Here is a 16,173-nt window from a genome sequence, read left to right on the forward strand (position 1 = left end):
GCTTTATGTCCGTTAATGGTTTCTTGTTGTATCAGAAGAAAAATTCCTGGCTGGAGCGCTGGGACCCGCGCATGAAAATCATAGCTATTTTCTTGTTCGGAGCCTCCCTGCTCCTGACGCATCATATCGTGCTGAAAACAGCCCAACTGGCGATGCTGATCATAATGTGGGGCATTGCACGGCTGTCGTGGAAGGTGCTGGCTGTTACGGTGCTCTCTTTGTCGATATTTTTTCTCTCGACGATGATTTACCAGGCTGTGCTTACTCCCGCTCCGGGGGACATTATGTCTGAGTGGGGCTGGCTGCGCTTTTCCCCCGAAGGAGCGCTTAGAGGCGTGATGATGTGCGAGCAGATTGCCGGCATTGTTATTCTGCTTTCATTGCTCGTCCGGACGACGTCACCAATTATTTTGGCGGAAGGCCTGGAAATTCTGCTAAAGCCGCTAAAAAAATGGCGTTTGCCGGTTCATGAAGCCGTCATGATGTTCTCCATCGCGCTGCGGTTTCTTCCGATTCTCATCGAGGAGTTTGACAAAATCCGCAAAGCGCAGCTTGCCCGGGGAGGCGGCTTTCATCGCGGAGGAATAGCTTCCCGCTTCGGCGGGGTCCTCCCGATGCTGATGCCGCTCTTCGTGATGTCCATTCTGCGCGCCAAGGATCTGGCTGTAGCGATGGAATCCCGCTGCTATCAAGGCGATGAGGGAAGAACACCGATCCGTATTTACCGATTCGGGTTCAGTGACTATGCGGTATTCATCTTTGCCGTATGCAATCTGCTGCTTGTATTTATGATATAACAAGAATAAGCTTCCGGCTTTCACCGGAAGCTTATTCTTCAAGTAACAGGCAGCAGTATTTATGACCCCGCCCCTTTATAACGGCGCACTCCCCGGCTCCACACAAACAAGCCGATGCTGACAAAGATTGCGCCCATGACCGGGGTCAGCAGCGCCATCCGCGTCATCTCTTCCCGCTGAAGGAACAGCCCTGCCGGATAGACGCCCACAAAGGCGAATGGCAAAATCCAGGTCAGCAGCACCTGAATCGCCCGGTTGTACATCGTCACCGGATAGCGGCCGTATGACTGGATGTTGTACATCAGCGGGATGATGCCTGTGGGCGCGTCCGAGAAGAATGACAACGCCGTCAGAGTTGTATAGATTCCCATATAAATAGCCGAAGCGCTGATCGTCAGCAGAATTAACGCCGGAATTGTCCACCACTCGAACGGCAGCCCCATATTCAGGCCGCTGACCGCCATAATGAGCAGTCCGATCAGCGAGCCGATCAGCGAGGGCGGGTCCACATTTTCCAGAAATATCTGAAACAGATTGTGGGCGGGACGCGTTAAAATACGGTCCATTTCCCCTTTGACGATATAGCGCTCGCTGAAATTCCACATATTCACGAAACAGGCGAACACACCCCAAGGTACCATGAAGAAGCCGTAAACAAAGACTACCTCGTTCTGACTCCAGCCGGCAAGGCTGTTCGTATGCATAAAGATAACGAAAATAAATATCAGATTCGTCACCTGAAATAAAAGATCCGAGATAACCTCTACCCAAAAATCCGCGCGGTAGGTGAGCCGGGTCTTCATGTAATTTTTCAAATATTCGGACAGCAGTCCCAAATGGTACATCTCTTCATCAACCTCCCTGCACGAACAGACGCTGCCGCGCCGCGCGGTATAACCAGAACAGCGGAATCAGCAGAAGCGCAAACCAGATGAGCTGAACGCCAAACACATTCCAAATCCCCACACCCTGCACCCGACCGGTAAAGACAGAGCCCGGAAGATAGGTAATCGCCTGAAACGGCAGCAGTTTGAGAATGGCAGACAGCCAGTCTGGGAACAGACTGATCGGAATGATCAGACCGGAGAACAAATCGACGACGACGCGCTTCATGCGCATCAGCCCTTCATTATTCTCCACGAAGAATGCCAGCAGGCCGGTAATGATGTTAAGCTGCGAATTGATCAGGAAGCTGAAGAAGAGCATAACCAAAAAGCCTGCCCACGCCGCAGGATCATGAGGAAGACGCACCGGAAACAGCAGCATGGCAAGCGCCATGCCCGGAATCATAAACAGCATAAATCGGAACATTCCCTCTCCGAGACCCTGCATCATTTTGGCAAGCACATAATTGTAGGGCCTGATAAACTGGATGGCAATGCTCCCGTCGCGTATATCGCTCGAAATCTCTCTGTCAAGATTATTGAAATAGAACGCCCTGGCCATCCAGGAGACGGCCACATAAGTCGTCATCTGCGATGCGGTGAAGCCGCCGAGCGACTCCCCCTGCCCGTAAATGGCTTTCCAGGTGAAATAATTGACGCCGATGTTAAGAGAATAGATCAGGATTCCTGTGTAATAATTCAGCCGGTAAGCCAGCATGGTCAAAAAGCGGATACGGATAAAATCGAAATATGCCTGAAGCAGCAGCCTTCGCTCGGCCCTCTTACCCCGCTGTCCTTCCACTCCCCCGTCCCGGTTCCCCCGAGGAGAGCCCGCTTCGGAAAGTGCATTAAACATGCCCGGCTCCTTCCCGAGGCAGCGACGTGACCGCCTCCTCCGCCTTATTCGCAGAACCGGACTGGTAAATACTGCGGACAATATCGTCCGTATTCGTTTCGATAATCTTGATATCCGTAATATCGGCTTGTCCGACGACCCGGCCGAGCACATCCGATACGTTCAGCTCCAGCGGGATCCATACCGTAGCGGCCAGAGGGTTCTCTGCGGTCCATTTTACAGGCATCCCTTCCGTCAGCAGTTCCAGACGATCAAGCTTCGTGGCTGTTCCGAACTGGAAGGCCACTTCGCGGCCGGTTCCCCAGCGCTGCTTCAACTCCTCAAGCCCGCCGTCATAAATAATGCTTCCGTCATCAAGCATAATCACCCGCGAACACAGCGCCTCAATGTCCTGCAGGTCATGGGTGGTAAGCAGAATCGTCGTACCGTACTCACGGTTCATATCTTTGAGGAACGAGCGGATTTCCGACTTGACCACAATATCCAGGCCAATCGTTGGTTCATCAAGAAACACGATGGATGGATTGTGCAGCAGGGCCGCCACCAGCTCGCAGCGCATCCGCTGACCGAGACTGAGCTTGCGGACAGGGCGGTTCAAGAGATCCTGCAGCTCAAGTCTCTCCACCAGCTCGTCCAGCCGCTTTTTATAATCGGCCTCATCCACGCGGTACACCTTGCGCAGAAGCTCGAACGATTCGACCACGCCGATATCCCACCAGAGCTGGCTGCGCTGGCCGAACACGACGCCGATGTTGCGGACGAATTTCTCGCGCTCTTCGTAAGGGACGTATCCCCCGACAGTCAGGTGGCCGGAGGTTGGCACCAGGATGCCGGTCAGCATCTTGATCGTCGTTGACTTGCCGGCGCCGTTCTCGCCGATATATCCGCAGATTTCCCCCTCCGGAATTTGGAACGAGATATCCTTGACCGCGGCCACTTCGCTGTATTCCCGCTTAAACAAATCAACGAAGGCCCCTTTGAGGCCTCCGCGGTTTTTTTGCACTTTGAAGGTTTTTCGTAAATCACGTACATCAATTGCCGCCATAATCTACCTCGCATACAATTTAATTCACTCAAAGGCCATTATATAGGAACGGGCCCAAAAGCACCACCCTTTAAAGTTACGGCCCTTTACCGTGCTATTGTTCCCGGCAGCGAATTCCCGTCCTGCGCTTCAAGATGGCCGGAGCGGAGCACTTTCGTGCGCAAATATTTCTCATTAAAAACGGACACATCGCCCCACAGCGGCACCCGTTTCACCGCGTTCATCCCGGCAGCCTTCAAGGCTTTCAGCTTCTTGGGATTGTTCGTGATCAGCGTTACCGGCTTGCTGCGCAGGCGCTGAAGCACGCTGATGGCGTCCGTATAGCTTCGGGAATCGTCTTCAAAGCCCAGCTCCAGGTTCGCTTCCACTGTATCGAAGCCCTCTTCCTGCAGAAGGTAAGCCATCGCCTTGCTGAACAGCCCGATGCCTCTTCCCTCATGATTGGCCAGATAAAATAGAGCGCCGGAGCCGTTCTCTACGATCATCTTCATCGACTGGTGAAGCTGGTAGCCGCAGTCGCAGCGCTTGCTGCCAAAAATATCGCCCGTATGGCAGATGCTGTGCATCCGGATCAGCGCGTTGTCGGCATGCTCGAAATCCCCATACACCAGTACGCTGGATTGCTGGCTGTCCGCAAGCTTCATTCCGGCCAGACGGCCAATCAGCTTCTCCGTCATATCTTCACCGGCAAGCTCCTGACGCTCTTCGTCCGTTACATGGAGCCAGCTGTACCACTTGAAAGTCACCGTCTCTCCGTTCAGGTTCACCGGCAGTGTGATTGGCCCGACCAGAATGTTGGCGGAATCGTTCAGATCAATGGTTTGGATTTTATTTTTCAGTATGGATACAATCTCAGGTTTGATCATGAGCGCACCTTCCTCATTTGTGTAGTTCATTATAATCGGCCGCTCGCAGCAGAGTCGATTTATTTTAAATTCGAGTAACTATTTGTAAGTAAGTTTATCATTGTAATATATATTCGTCAAGTTATAATACATATATAAATATTTATAATTACTTATAGTAAGTTTATGTTATAATGAAGGCTGAGGTGATGGTATGAAAAATTTTGAAATGTGCCCCCGCTTTGAAAAAGCAGTCGATCTGCTCAGCAAGCGTTGGGTCGCCCTGATCGTATTCGTATTGATTCCCGGCCCATGCCGGTTTGGCGAAATTGAAAGCTGCTTGTCCAATCTCAGCGGCAAAGTGCTGTCCGACCGTTTGAAGGAGTTGGAAAATGAAGGAATTATTCAAAGAACCGTCTATCCCGAAATTCCGGTAAGAATCGAGTACTCGCTGACTCCGAAGGGAACCGCGCTGGCACCTATTTTGAAGGAGATCGGCAATTGGTCCTCGGATTGGGTTGAGCTTGAAGCCAAACGCACTTCATAACCGGTGGACATAAATAACGCCCTTTTTATTCCTTATGTGGAAATTAAAGGGCGTTTTTTCAATATAAAGTATTCGGATTAATAGCATTACAATGGTAGGAATATACATAATTATGTCATATTATAGAATTATTTTATGTCGATAATCATATTCAAGCGTTGAAAACGACAGGGAAATATAGTAATTTAAAGGAGTGAAGCAAACTACTAAATGAATAGAGAGGCGGAGTTATTATGGAAAGCATGTGTATGGAAATGATGATGACGATGTGTATGGAAGACATGATGGCCAAGATGAAATGCATGAAAATGTGCATGGAAAAAATGTCGAAGATGGACGGCATGGAATCCATGGACATGGAAATGATGATGCAAAAAATGCAAGACTGCGATGAAATGATGACAATGTGTATGACTATGATGCGTGAAAGCATGCCTATGTCTAAATAATTGTATCAAAAGATTCCAGTCTTGGCAGAGCAGACAACTGCATGCCAATTTTTTATGCCCTTTTTCAGGCTTTCTCTATTCTAGTAACGCGCATGAATATACTTATCCTGAAGCTTTTTAGCCAAAGAAATTCTCTCCAGTTTAAGTTCCCAGACCCGCTCTCTCCACGCTCTCGCTTGATTATCGCTCCCGCCGTTTCTCAGCTTCTCGAACAACTCCAGCAAAACCGCATTGATATCATCAAAACGGACCCACATTTCTTTAATCTTCTGTTCACGAATTTCAGCCTCTGTCATGCTCTTCAGCTGCTGCAAGGTTTGGATGAGTTCGGCCTGCCACTGGGCATCGCCAATTTGCTTCGCATAATTATATAAGTCCAGGTAATCATCGACAGACATTTCTACATCTCCTCGTTTTTCTTTATACCAAGTATTATACTCGGTATTATAGATATTGCAATACCTTTCTAAAAAAAGTAAAACCGCCCTCACAGGGAGAGCGGATAAATATGGATTATTCATTGATTAGTTTTGCCTTAAATTCTTACGGAGTCCGTCCAACGGGAGGAACAGCGAAAATGTGCTGCCTCTGCCCGGAGCCGATGCCGTTTTGATGTATCCCCCTTGCTCGGTGATGATTTTGCGGGTCAGATACAGTCCCAGACCGACGCCTTCGGCCTCCCGGACATTCGTTCCGCGATAGAACCGCTTGAAAATCTCATTTAGTTCATCGGGCGGTATTCCCTGTCCGTTATCGGCAATATCGATTCTGGCGAACAGATCGTACGCGGTTAGCGTAACTGTGATACATCCGTCCGCCTCCGTGTATTTCACCGCGTTGTCGATCACGTTATACACCGCCTCGGCCGTCCATTTGACGTCATGGGGAAGCACGATCCCCTGTCGGCCCTTCCATTCAATCGTTACATTCTTGCTCTCAGCCGAGGGAAAGGCCTGCCTTATGGCGACAAGTACCGTATTGCCGAGGTCTTTGGCTTCCTTATCAATCGAGATAATCCCGGACTCGAGTCGCGATAATTGAATCAGACTGTCGAGCAGCCACGCCAGCTTGTCGGTCTGACTCTTTAATCGGCGGGTAAACTCCGGGCGTTGTTCAGGCGATAATCCGGAGTCGTCAAGCAGGCTGCTGTACATGGCTAAATTGGCTAGAGGCGTCTTGAGCTGGTGGGAGATATCCGAGATCAATGATTTGATCTCCCTGTTTTCCTGAAGATATCGTTCTCTCTGCGCGGACAAAATCCCCGTTAGTTGGATCACCTGGCTCTGCAGCTTGGACAGCAATGTGTCTTCGGTTGTGGAAAATACCTCCTGATCCCTCCGGTGAATGAGGCCCTGTATCATTTCGGACAGTTGTTCAAGAGCGTTCTCTGTTCTTCTGCGGACAGAAAGCACGAAGCCCGTACATATGGCAGCCGAGCTTGCCAAATAGACGAAGCTGCCGATTAGGACCGGAGTCTCCGGACGGAAACGGAGCAGCAGCAAGGCGAACAGGGCGGATACCAAGGCAAAAACGGCTGTCCAGCAAAAGATGAGCGTCCGGAATGGATTTTTCTTCATCCGTCCCCCCACGTGTAGCCGATGCCAAATACCGTTTTAATATACCGGCAGTTTTTCGGGTCATCTTCAAGCTTGTCCCGCAGTCTCTTGATATTAACGCTAAGCGTGTTCTCATCGACAAAATTCCCGGATTGGTCCCACAGCCGGTTCAGCAGCATTTCGCGGGTCATGACCTGTCCGCTGTTCTGCGCAAGCGCTTCAAGCAGCCGGTACTCGGTCGTCGTCAGCTTAAGCTCTTCTTCATTTTTGAATACCGTCATTTTGTTGAAGTTAACTTTCAAATCTTTATAGATAAAAGAATGCTCCAGCCTGGCCTCATCGTCCCCGGCTCTTTTCAGAACGGCCCTCACGCGCCGCAGCAGCACCTCCATGCTGAATGGCTTGGCGATATAGTCATCTGCTCCTAGGTCAAATCCAGCGACGATTTCCGGCTCCGTATCGTTGGCGGTGAGGAAAATAACGGGAAGGTCCGAGCTTCGGCGGATTTCCCTGCACAACTCGGTGCCGCTGCCACCCGGCAGACGGATGTCCAGAAGGGCGAGGTGAATGTTCCGGGATTGTAAATAATCGGCGCCCTCTTGGTAGGAGCGGGCTGCAAGCACCTCGTACTGTTCTTTTTCCAGTAAGTAGACCAGTCCCTCCAGAAGCAGCCGGTCATCTTCGACGATCAGAATGGTGGTCATCTGCTCCCCTCCTCTGCCCTTAGTATATCAAGGCCGAAGATGACCTGCTGCGACATGCCGCTCATGCCCGCTGAATCACGCGGCTTCCCGCAGCCGCTCGGCAAGCGAAGAAAGGCAGACTTTCCGGTATGCGAGAACCGGGGCGGTCAGGCACACTGCAGCCATAAGCACAATTACAGCAGCCAAAGGAATGGCCGGAAAAGTATAGACTGCATACGTTGCTTCCTGACTGAACAGGTCATACGCGCCGTAGGCCAGCGCATTCCCGATCATGCCCACAAGCAGCACCGATATAAGAGCATACCAGGCTCCCTCAAACAGCAGCAATTTTTGAATCTGTCCCCGCGTCATTCCTATACTCTCCAGTACCGCCAGCTCGGCTTTTCTCGCCAGTACACCCGTAACCGTGATATTGACGAAATTGAGAAGGCCGATCAGAGCGAGAATCAGTGAAAGCCCCCCGCCGAGGATATAAAAGGCCAGCTTGGCTGAACGGATCAGCTTCATCATGTCCATACGGGATTCCAGTTTCAGATCGTTGTTTCCGGCAACTGCCGCTTTTACCTGTTTTGCGACTTCCGGCCAGTCCTTTCGATCCGCATTAATCGACAGTTTATAAATGACCGGATCGTTCACCAATCGCTTCAGGGCGGTTTGGCTAATGTACACGGCAGGAGCCATCCCGTAAAATGGAACCTGATCCCGTAAAGATACCATTCCGCCGATTTCCAGCTCTGTCTCAGGAGCCCCGGCTCCATTGTTCAGCTTTAGCCGAAAGTGGTCACCGGCCTTAATGCTGGGGATCTCCCCGTCCAAGAGGGCGATTTCCCCACGTTCGAAACGCACCTCGTCCACCGGCTTCGGCAGTTTTTTGTTGACTTCGCGAATGTACGCAGGGTCAAGTCCGATAACGGCCCCCCCAAATAGATCAGGCCGATTATGGATCTGGCTATCTGTAATCCTTTCAATATTAAAGGTCTGTGCAAATTTGTCGAGATAGGCTCCGAAGACCTTGGGATCATAAACCAATGTGGACCGCTCGGCATAAGTGATTCTTACGTCCTTCGCAGCTTTAAGGGCCTTTACTTCCGACACGAGATCCGCTGTAATCGCCTGTTTCTTGCCTCCTTGATAACCCAACTCCATGGTCCGGTTGCTCAATTCAAAATCATTTTTCATATAATCGGCGACAAAATGTTCCGGACTCATGCTGAGCACCAGCGTGTTGATAACCAGAAAGGTGGTCAAACCGAGAAACAGGGACAAAAACACGACGATCGCACGCTTTTTGCTCCTGAAAATATTCCGCAGTGCCATCCGGTGAAGCTTTGAGGCGCCGCTACTGCTGCTTTTTTTGGAATACGGGGTAATCCCGGTGTATTTGGCCGCTTCGACGGGTGAGATTTTTCCGGCTACTCTGGCTGGCTTGATGCAGCTGACCATGGTTGTGATCAAGGCAAACAGACCGGCTCCCGCATAAATAACCGGGTGAAATGAAAGGCTACGGCCCGTGGACAGATCGAATGTCTTCAAAGCCATTGGCACGATACCGAGGGAGGTAGCCGCACCGGCCAGTAAGCCCAGCGGGATACCGATCAGCGCCAGCCTCAGCGCCTGCTTGCGGATCAGGACCCGGATTTGGCGGCGCGTGACGCCGATCGTTTTCAGCAGACCATAAAACCGGGTATCGCCCGCAACCGATATGTACAGCACGTTATAAATCAGCAGATAGCCGCTCAGCATGATAAACAGAACCAGTCCCCCATAACCGATAAGCGTTGCCTGGCCGCCGGTATCCAGGCTTTTTTTACTGGAAACTTCATTAAGCTTCTGATTTTTCGTAAGTTGGAGATCCGTCTGCAGCCTGTCGATGAAGTTTTCCGTGTCTTTACCTGTAAATAAAAAGGAAGCTGCCCCGGAAGTTTGCATTGCTGCTCCGCTTTCTTTCATAAACGGCTCCGATACAAGCACGGTGCCCCTGTCTCCGAGCCGAAGACTGGAATAATCATTGAACCATCCGGTCAGCTTGAACTTCTCTTCATGCGTGAGCTGCTTGCTATCAGAGGCGAGCTTGTAATCAAGCCGAATATCCATCCCGATTTCGGGCTTGCTGATTCCCATCTGCTGAAGCATATCAAGCGGAACGGCGATCTCATTCCGGGCAGCCGGATAGGTTCCCTTCCACTGGGAAATGGCAGGCATACGCATGGTGTTCCATTCGGCCGCATCGTACCATACGATTTGAACCGCTGCCTCAGGGTCTCCGCCAATCCCGTCCGAAGCTCCGATTCCTGTCTGAAGTCCGACCGCCTTAACATAATTGAGGTTCTTAATCTTTCGAAGCTGTTCTTCTGTGGGCGCGGTCAGTACGGCCTGGGCCTTCGTACCGGCCAATTTAATCTCCTGCTCATCGAATGATTTGACTACGCTCATCCCGATGCTGAAGAAAGAGGTGATCAGCCAGGTCGTCAAAAAAATAGCCAGTACAACAACCTGGTTTCTCGCCCGGCTTATTCTCATGCTCCCCGCTGCCAGCCGGTTTACGGCCGTCTTCGTGTTATTGCGAAACATGAGGCACCCGTCCTTCCGCAATCTGCCCGTCTTCGATCCGAATCACCCGGTCGGCCATCAAGGCGATTTCTTCATTATGGGTAATCATCACCATCGTCTGGTTAAATTGCCGGCTGGTCACCTTCAGCAGCCCGATGACTTCCAGCCCCGTGGCACTGTCCAGATTGCCGGTTGGTTCATCCGCGAGAATAAAAGAAGGCTTGGCTGCAAGCGCCCTGGCAATCGCAACCCGCTGCTGCTGGCCGCCCGACAGCTGGCCCGGAAGGCGATCGAGCAGTCCCGACAATCCCAGCGTTTCGGCGATGTAAGCAATAAACTCTCCGTCGGGACGGTTGCCGTCCAGCTCAATCGGCAGAATGATATTGTCGTATACATTCAGAACCGGAACCAGATTATACTGCTGAAAAATGAACCCGATATTCCGTCTGCGGAAGACGGTCAGCTCGTCGTCGTTCATCGCATACATATCCTTGCCGCCGATTAAAACCTTCCCTTCGGTCGGCCGGTCCAGTCCTCCAAGCAGATGCAGCAGCGTGGACTTCCCGCTTCCGGACGTTCCGACAACCGCGGCAAATTCACCATTCGCTATTTCCAGATCCACACCCCGAAGCGCCCGGACGATATTGGGCGCCTTCCCGTAGTTTTTGATCAGACCGTTAGCCTGCAAAATGGACATTTCTCCCCATCTCCGTTTCCTTATGTAATAATCTTACATGTTCAATTATATTCGAAGGTTCTTACATTCCTGTGACAAGCGCCGTTCGCATGCGGCAGTATCCGGATAACAAAGAAACGGCTTCACCCTCCTGCTGCAGGAGAGCGAAGCCGTTCTACTATAAGCCTGATTTATTTCGGGTTCCGCTGGCACGGTTAGACCGCGCGCGGCTTAACGAAGGTTTAGCTGCTGAATTGCGTAGTCACAATATCATCAGTCTTGACTTGATCTTTCTTAATTGTGCCAGACTGTACCAAATCATCAATCCATGGCTGGAAGAGCTCTGTAGGCAGACCTTTGTCCGTAAAGTAATAGTGAGTGGCGTTAACCGGCTGGCCGATATACTCGGCAGTCAGCTTGATGGACTCGTCTGTATTGTGATTGACCCAGTCCTGAGCTTTCTTGATGGCATTGACGAAGCGCTGAACGGCTTCCGGATTCTCTTGAATAAATTTGTCGGTAAAGTAGTAAACGGAAGCGCCAGATGCTGCACCCAGCCCGGTATCATGAGAGTCGGCCAGTACGGTAAGCTTGGAATCATTAGCCAGTTTGTAGAAAGGCGGATGAATCCCCGCGACATCCAGACTTCCCTGTTGAACAGCCTGAATGGCAGCCGTATCCGATTCAAAAGCGACATATTGAATTTGGCTAGGGTCCAATCCTGCGTTTCTGAACACCTCATTGAAAATAAAAGTGCTGCAGTTTGGCGCGGTGCCGCTGACCGTTATCTTGCCTCCCTTTTTCGATTCAACGTACTCTTTCAATGTTTTGCCGGCAAATTTCTCGCTCGTTACATACCGCATATGACGGAATTTAGGGTCTACACTATCCGGCGGGTCAACTTCGCCCAGCGTAACCGCTTTGACATTGGCTCCGCCTGCCACATAGGTAGCCAATGTATTAGGCAATGTCGCGCCGATATCATTGGTTCCGTTCAGAATGGCCGGAAGCTTCTGTTCGGTTTTTAGCTCACCCGTATATTTGATTTCGAGACCTTCTGCCGCGAAGAAGCCTTTTTTCTCGGCGATAACCCAAGGGGTCGTGGAGCAATTCAATTTCGTATCAGTTTTAAGCGTAATGACTTTTTTGCCGGAATCTGCTGCATTATAATTGGCATCCTTGAGGTTGTTAAGGCCTGCCGCACCCTGGATCGAGTCCGAAGTTCTTCCATAATAAGCTCCGATCCCTATCCCGGCAGCAATCACCACTGCCAAAGAGCCGATAATAATAAAATTTTGCTTTTTCTTGTTTCTTGCCATTTTTCTCATAACCTCCCAGAGTTTTTAATTTTAATACCGGCTAATGAATGTGCACCGCTTCTTTCCATACCAGGAAGCGCTTCTTCAGCCTGCCGAACAGCAGATTGATCAGGATAGAGAGCACTGTAATATAAAGAACGATGCCGTACATTAGCGGTAATTGATACTTGGTAGTGGCGCTGATATAATACCAGCCCAGTCCAGTGCTGGCCCCGATTACTTCCGAAGCGATAATCATGAAGAAGGATAATTGGGCCGCTATTTCAACGCCGATGAAGATGTTAGGCAGCGAAAACGGAAGAATGACCTTGAGAAAAAGCTCCCGTCTTGTCGCCCCCATTGATCTTGCCGCGCGAATCAGTGGATATTCGACGGCTCTGGCGCCCGCCACCGTATTGAACAGCAGCGGCCAAAGGGTCGCCCAGAAGACTATCGCCACCTTCTCGGCTGTGCCAATCCCAAAAAAGATCATAAAGATCGGAATAATGGCAAAGGGATTCAATTTCTCGCACATCCGAAAGAAAGGCAGCAGCACCTTCTCGGCGGATTGGAAAAAGGTTCCCAAGATAAAACCGAGCGGAAGGGCAACGACAATCGAAAGCGCAAAGCCCATGCCTACCCTTCCCAGGCTTATCGCGGTCTGCTTGAACAGCATTTCCGAAGCCGCCGCCGCCCACAGACTTTGAAGCACCTCTGACGGAGGCGAGATTACGCCTTTCGGCACCTGTCCGGCTCCGATCTCCCATAAGATAAAGAACAAAATAATCGGAATGCTTCCATAACCTATTTTTCTAGCATTTGACCAGAACGAGCTCATTGGCTAAGCTACCTCGCTGTCTATTTGTAGTCTTGTTGAAGCTATACGGTTTGTTCCTCTGCGGTCTCTTTCCAGTCCACGATGTTCTCTTCCAGAAAATCCAGAATGAAATTCAGCAGCGCTCCGACCAAGGCCACAATCAAAGCTCCGAGATAAATCCGTTCAATAAATCCCATGCTCTGAGCGTTATGAATGAGCCAGCCTAAGCCTTTGTCCGCCCCCATGCTCTCCGCGCCGATCAGCATAAAGAAGCTCATCGTCAGTCCTGTTCGAAGGCCCGTCATGACCGCCGGAAAAGCCGCCGGAAGGACCACCTTGAAAAAAATCTGTATGCGGCCGGTATTCATGGCTTTGGCCGCGCGGACAAGAAGCGGATCAACCTGGCTAATCCCGGAAATGGAAGTGAACAGGATAGGCCAAAAAGATGACCAGAAAATCACCGTATAGATGCCCCCTTCACCGATGCCGATAATAATGACAAATATGGGAAAGAGAATATAAGGCGGAATCTGGGAAAGAAACAGCGTGAACGGTTTAATGAAGCGGGCCAGCCAAGGCAGCGCGCCAGCGAGTATGAATCCGAGAGGCAGGGCAAGGATGGAAGCGATAAAGAACCCTACAAACACCCTTTTCAGACTTACGGCGATATACAGCAAAATATTGACGATGCCGAGATCCGCTCCGACTTTCACAATCCTTGAAAAAGGAGGGACAAAAACCGCGCTCACCCATCCCAGTCTGGGAGCCAGCTCCCAAATCACGAGAAGCAAAAATAACAAGTAATATCCTCTTAACGCTAGGTGAATCGATTTCAATGCTTTAATCATGTGAGAATCCGTCCATTCTGATGATTAGAATACGTTGTTATATGAATTTTCTGCTCGAAACGGCATCCATCTGATATCCCGGTCTGATGAGTTCCCCTTTCGCTCTATAATCTATCTTTGCATTGCCTTCATTCCGCTTTGCCGGCTTCCAAAGTAAGCAAGAAGGCCGGGCTCGCAACCTTAATAGGTCTTGAGTCCCGGCCTCTGGTATACCAGTCAGCTAAAACTTACTTTGTTTATCGGAATTATATTCTTTATCCTAACGGTCGTCCGCTTAACTGTCAACGGTCCGCTATGCACTGTCAACAAGCTGTAATATTTAATGTATATTTTTGGAGAATGAAACAAATTTCACAGACAAAGTTAGAAGACGCCTAATATTTCGATAACACGGATAACAGGTAGTCCTAGCTTGTATACGGCAAAATTATTTGCCGCGTTTGTTGTGCCAGATCAGCGCGTGAAGCTGGGGTAGAACGCGTGCGGCGTTCATATCGGGATCGGCAATCACCTTGTCGAACAGCCATTCCAGCTTGCTTAGGAGACGAGCGGAAATGTCCCCCTCCTCTGTAACATTGTCGTTACCGGGCTGAAGGAAGAACGGAATGTCAGGATAACGGTGATGCACCTGAGCCGCATATTTGTAGTCCTCATCGTCAAAGACGACGACCTTCAAGCTGTGAGCGCCCTTCCCGCTTGTGCGAACACGCTCCATAATGCTGTCCAGCACTTCCCAATCGGTAGACATCCCCGAGCTTGGCGGCTTCGGGCTGATCGTAAGCGCGTCCACCTTCAGGAACCAGTCCTGCCAGCGGCTGCCCTGTGTTTCAATAGCGGCCTTGATGCCGCGTTCATGTAGCAGGTCGATCAGCTCGGACAGCCCCTCGCCGATTAGTGCCGGATTGCCGCCGGAAATCGTGACGCAGTCGAAGCGGTCGCCTCCAAGCTCAGTCAGACCGGACATGATTTCTTCCGCGTCCATCATAACCCGCTTATCTTTACTGCTGCCGTCCCAGGTAAAGGCGGAATCGCACCAGGAGCAGCGGAAGTCGCAGCCATAGGTGCGGACGAACATCGTCTTGACGCCGATGACCGCTCCTTCCCCCTGTATTGTCGGCCCGAACATTTCAATCACCGGAATTTTGGCGCTCATAGATCACAGCCTCCATAAAGCCGGTAAGACGGCCCCTCTTCAGGGATATCGGAGGCAAGAACCTCAGCCCATGCAGTAGGCGTTTCCCACAGCTTGACGGAATACACCGGCAGACCGCTCGTCTTCAGCGTATAGGCGATGTAACTGGCCAGATTCTCAGCCGTCGTACGGAAAGACAGCACCGCCGTCTTCGAGCCGCTCGCCTTAAGGCTCTCCAGCACAGGCTCATCGCCCTTCGCGAGAAAAGCATGATCAAGCCGGTCGACTACTTGCTCCTTTACCAGCGCTTTTATGTCGCCGAAATCGACGACAAAGCCTTCATCCGAACGTCCCTCCTCCGCGACCGGTTTGCCTTTCAGCACCACCTCAAGCCTATACGTGTGACCGTGGACGTTCGCGCATTTTCCTTTATGGCCGACCAGCTGATGCGCCGCGTCGAACGAGAAGATTTTGCATACCGTTACTTCGCCCAGCATCAGCGGCCCACCGTCTTTCTAACCTCTTCATACTGCTGAAGACCGCGGTTCCGCAGCTGGCAGGCCGGACACTCGCCGCAGCCGCTCCCTTTGATTCCGTTGTAGCACGTCAGCGTATGCTCGCGGATATATTCGAACTGGCCAAGCTCGGCGGCGAGCTGCCAGGTTTCTTTTTTATCCAGCCACATCAGCGGGGTGTGAATCACAAATTCATAATCCATCGAGAGGTTGAGTGTAACGTTCAAAGACTTCACAAAGACATCCCGGCAGTCGGGGTAGCCGCTGAAATCCGTCTGGCATACGCCGGTAACAATATGATTGTAGGATAACTGCTTCGCCAGAATCGCGGCAAAAGACAGGAACAGCAAATTCCGCCCGTCGACAAACGTGCTTGGAAGCTCCCCGTCCTCTCCCGCCTTAATCTCAATATCCCCGCGGGTCAGAGCGTTCGGCGCTAGCTGGTTCAGCAGGCCCAGATCGAGAATATGCTGCTTCACATTAAAATGGGCGGCAATTTCCTTGGCGACTTCAATTTCGGCCGCGTGCCGCTGGTTATAGTTAAAGGTAACGACCTGTACTTCTTCAAACTGCTTCAGAGCCCATGCCAGGCATGTTGTACTGTCCTGCCCTCCACTGAAGACGACCAGCGCTTTTTTGTTCATGTTCGAATCT

General features: G+C 51.0%; 18 protein-coding genes. 3 read left to right on the plus strand and 15 right to left on the minus strand.

Annotated features, from left to right (window positions below):
- Positions 1 to 5: 5 nt before the first annotated feature.
- Positions 6 to 797 carry an energy-coupling factor transporter transmembrane component T family protein gene (locus G5B47_RS00495; RefSeq protein WP_165093253.1) on the plus strand — a complete coding sequence of 264 codons (792 nt, stop codon included), beginning with the start codon at positions 6 to 8 and terminating at the stop codon, positions 795 to 797.
- Positions 798 to 856: 59 nt separating this feature from the next.
- Here the strand turns inward: G5B47_RS00495 and G5B47_RS00500 are convergent, their stop codons facing one another.
- The 4 genes from G5B47_RS00500 to G5B47_RS00515 form a co-directional block, all read right to left on the minus strand.
- Positions 857 to 1,642, minus strand: a complete 786-nt coding sequence (locus G5B47_RS00500; RefSeq protein WP_165093255.1) for an ABC transporter permease — start codon at positions 1,640 to 1,642, stop codon at positions 857 to 859.
- A 7-nt stretch (positions 1,643 to 1,649) separates the two neighbouring features.
- A complete protein-coding gene (locus tag G5B47_RS00505) occupies positions 1,650 to 2,444 on the minus strand; it encodes an ABC transporter permease (RefSeq protein WP_165095317.1) in 795 nt (264 codons plus the stop codon).
- An 85-nt stretch (positions 2,445 to 2,529) separates the two neighbouring features.
- Positions 2,530 to 3,582: an ABC transporter ATP-binding protein gene (locus G5B47_RS00510; protein WP_165093257.1), complete on the minus strand. Its 1,053-nt coding sequence runs from the start codon at positions 3,580 to 3,582 to the stop codon at positions 2,530 to 2,532.
- An 86-nt stretch (positions 3,583 to 3,668) separates the two neighbouring features.
- Complete coding sequence (locus tag G5B47_RS00515; RefSeq protein ID WP_165093259.1) at positions 3,669 to 4,448, minus strand: GTP cyclohydrolase II; 780 nt, start codon at positions 4,446 to 4,448, stop codon at positions 3,669 to 3,671.
- Between the two features lie 193 nt (positions 4,449 to 4,641).
- Here G5B47_RS00515 and G5B47_RS00520 point away from each other — a divergent pair, with 193 nt between their 5' ends.
- Positions 4,642 to 4,974 carry a winged helix-turn-helix transcriptional regulator gene (locus tag G5B47_RS00520; protein ID WP_165093261.1) on the plus strand — a complete coding sequence of 111 codons (333 nt, stop codon included), beginning with the start codon at positions 4,642 to 4,644 and terminating at the stop codon, positions 4,972 to 4,974.
- Between the two features lie 233 nt (positions 4,975 to 5,207).
- Positions 5,208 to 5,423, plus strand: a complete 216-nt coding sequence (locus tag G5B47_RS00525) for a hypothetical protein (protein ID WP_165093263.1) — start codon at positions 5,208 to 5,210, stop codon at positions 5,421 to 5,423.
- Positions 5,424 to 5,503: 80 nt separating this feature from the next.
- On the opposite strand, the gene G5B47_RS00530 is transcribed toward G5B47_RS00525, so the two are convergent.
- The 11 genes from G5B47_RS00530 to queC all read right to left on the minus strand — a co-directional run bounded on the left by G5B47_RS00530 (position 5,504) and on the right by queC (position 16,163).
- Complete coding sequence (locus G5B47_RS00530) at positions 5,504 to 5,821, minus strand: hypothetical protein (protein ID WP_165093265.1); 318 nt, start codon at positions 5,819 to 5,821, stop codon at positions 5,504 to 5,506.
- Between the two features lie 126 nt (positions 5,822 to 5,947).
- Positions 5,948 to 7,000 carry a sensor histidine kinase gene (locus G5B47_RS00535; RefSeq protein WP_165093267.1) on the minus strand — a complete coding sequence of 351 codons (1,053 nt, stop codon included), beginning with the start codon at positions 6,998 to 7,000 and terminating at the stop codon, positions 5,948 to 5,950.
- Positions 6,997 to 7,683: a response regulator transcription factor gene (locus G5B47_RS00540; RefSeq protein ID WP_165093268.1), complete on the minus strand. Its 687-nt coding sequence runs from the start codon at positions 7,681 to 7,683 to the stop codon at positions 6,997 to 6,999. Before G5B47_RS00540 ends, G5B47_RS00535 begins: the two co-directional genes overlap by 4 nt.
- Positions 7,684 to 7,758: 75 nt before the next feature.
- The gene (locus G5B47_RS00545) at positions 7,759 to 10,254 is read right to left on the minus strand and encodes an ABC transporter permease (protein ID WP_165093270.1); all 2,496 of its coding nucleotides are present in this window, start codon (positions 10,252 to 10,254) and stop codon (positions 7,759 to 7,761) included.
- A complete protein-coding gene (locus G5B47_RS00550; RefSeq protein ID WP_165093272.1) occupies positions 10,241 to 10,930 on the minus strand; it encodes an ABC transporter ATP-binding protein in 690 nt (229 codons plus the stop codon). The genes G5B47_RS00545 and G5B47_RS00550 overlap by 14 nt, the downstream gene beginning before the upstream one ends.
- Positions 10,931 to 11,151: 221 nt before the next feature.
- On the minus strand, positions 11,152 to 12,228 hold the full coding sequence (locus tag G5B47_RS00555; protein ID WP_165093274.1) for an ABC transporter substrate-binding protein: 1,077 nt from the start codon (positions 12,226 to 12,228) through the stop codon (positions 11,152 to 11,154).
- Positions 12,229 to 12,268: 40 nt separating this feature from the next.
- Entirely contained in the window at positions 12,269 to 13,045 is a 777-nt protein-coding gene (locus tag G5B47_RS00560; RefSeq protein ID WP_165093275.1) for an ABC transporter permease, read from the minus strand.
- A 41-nt stretch (positions 13,046 to 13,086) separates the two neighbouring features.
- Positions 13,087 to 13,824 (minus strand): ABC transporter permease, encoded by a 738-nt coding sequence (locus tag G5B47_RS00565; protein ID WP_206107161.1) that lies wholly within the window; start codon positions 13,822 to 13,824, stop codon positions 13,087 to 13,089.
- Positions 13,825 to 14,299: 475 nt separating this feature from the next.
- On the minus strand, positions 14,300 to 15,025 hold the full coding sequence (queE, locus tag G5B47_RS00570; RefSeq protein WP_165093278.1) for a 7-carboxy-7-deazaguanine synthase QueE: 726 nt from the start codon (positions 15,023 to 15,025) through the stop codon (positions 14,300 to 14,302).
- The gene (gene queD / locus G5B47_RS00575; RefSeq protein WP_165093280.1) at positions 15,022 to 15,501 is read right to left on the minus strand and encodes a 6-carboxytetrahydropterin synthase QueD; all 480 of its coding nucleotides are present in this window, start codon (positions 15,499 to 15,501) and stop codon (positions 15,022 to 15,024) included. Before queD ends, queE begins: the two co-directional genes overlap by 4 nt.
- Positions 15,501 to 16,163, minus strand: a complete 663-nt coding sequence (gene queC, locus G5B47_RS00580; RefSeq protein WP_165093281.1) for a 7-cyano-7-deazaguanine synthase QueC — start codon at positions 16,161 to 16,163, stop codon at positions 15,501 to 15,503. Before queC ends, queD begins: the two co-directional genes overlap by 1 nt.
- Positions 16,164 to 16,173 lie beyond the last annotated feature (10 nt).

This window comes from Paenibacillus apii, assembly GCF_011043685.1.
Lineage (GTDB): Bacteria > Bacillota > Bacilli > Paenibacillales > Paenibacillaceae > Paenibacillus_AQ > Paenibacillus_AQ sabinae.

Coding starts and splice junctions, on each gene's coding strand:
- G5B47_RS00495 (WP_165093253.1), top strand. CDS start 6: ATGTCCGTTAATGGTTTCTTGTTGTATCAGAAGAAAAATTCCTGGCTG.
- G5B47_RS00500 (WP_165093255.1), bottom strand. CDS start 1,642: ATGTACCATTTGGGACTGCTGTCCGAATATTTGAAAAATTACATGAAG.
- G5B47_RS00510 (WP_165093257.1), bottom strand. CDS start 3,582: ATGGCGGCAATTGATGTACGTGATTTACGAAAAACCTTCAAAGTGCAA.
- G5B47_RS00515 (WP_165093259.1), bottom strand. CDS start 4,448: ATGATCAAACCTGAGATTGTATCCATACTGAAAAATAAAATCCAAACC.
- G5B47_RS00520 (WP_165093261.1), top strand. CDS start 4,642: ATGAAAAATTTTGAAATGTGCCCCCGCTTTGAAAAAGCAGTCGATCTG.
- G5B47_RS00525 (WP_165093263.1), top strand. CDS start 5,208: ATGGAAAGCATGTGTATGGAAATGATGATGACGATGTGTATGGAAGAC.
- G5B47_RS00530 (WP_165093265.1), bottom strand. CDS start 5,821: ATGTCTGTCGATGATTACCTGGACTTATATAATTATGCGAAGCAAATT.
- G5B47_RS00535 (WP_165093267.1), bottom strand. CDS start 7,000: ATGAAGAAAAATCCATTCCGGACGCTCATCTTTTGCTGGACAGCCGTT.
- G5B47_RS00540 (WP_165093268.1), bottom strand. CDS start 7,683: ATGACCACCATTCTGATCGTCGAAGATGACCGGCTGCTTCTGGAGGGA.
- G5B47_RS00545 (WP_165093270.1), bottom strand. CDS start 10,254: ATGTTTCGCAATAACACGAAGACGGCCGTAAACCGGCTGGCAGCGGGG.
- G5B47_RS00550 (WP_165093272.1), bottom strand. CDS start 10,930: ATGTCCATTTTGCAGGCTAACGGTCTGATCAAAAACTACGGGAAGGCG.
- G5B47_RS00555 (WP_165093274.1), bottom strand. CDS start 12,228: ATGGCAAGAAACAAGAAAAAGCAAAATTTTATTATTATCGGCTCTTTG.
- G5B47_RS00560 (WP_165093275.1), bottom strand. CDS start 13,045: ATGAGCTCGTTCTGGTCAAATGCTAGAAAAATAGGTTATGGAAGCATT.
- queE (WP_165093278.1), bottom strand. CDS start 15,025: ATGAGCGCCAAAATTCCGGTGATTGAAATGTTCGGGCCGACAATACAG.
- queD (WP_165093280.1), bottom strand. CDS start 15,501: ATGCTGGGCGAAGTAACGGTATGCAAAATCTTCTCGTTCGACGCGGCG.
- queC (WP_165093281.1), bottom strand. CDS start 16,163: ATGAACAAAAAAGCGCTGGTCGTCTTCAGTGGAGGGCAGGACAGTACA.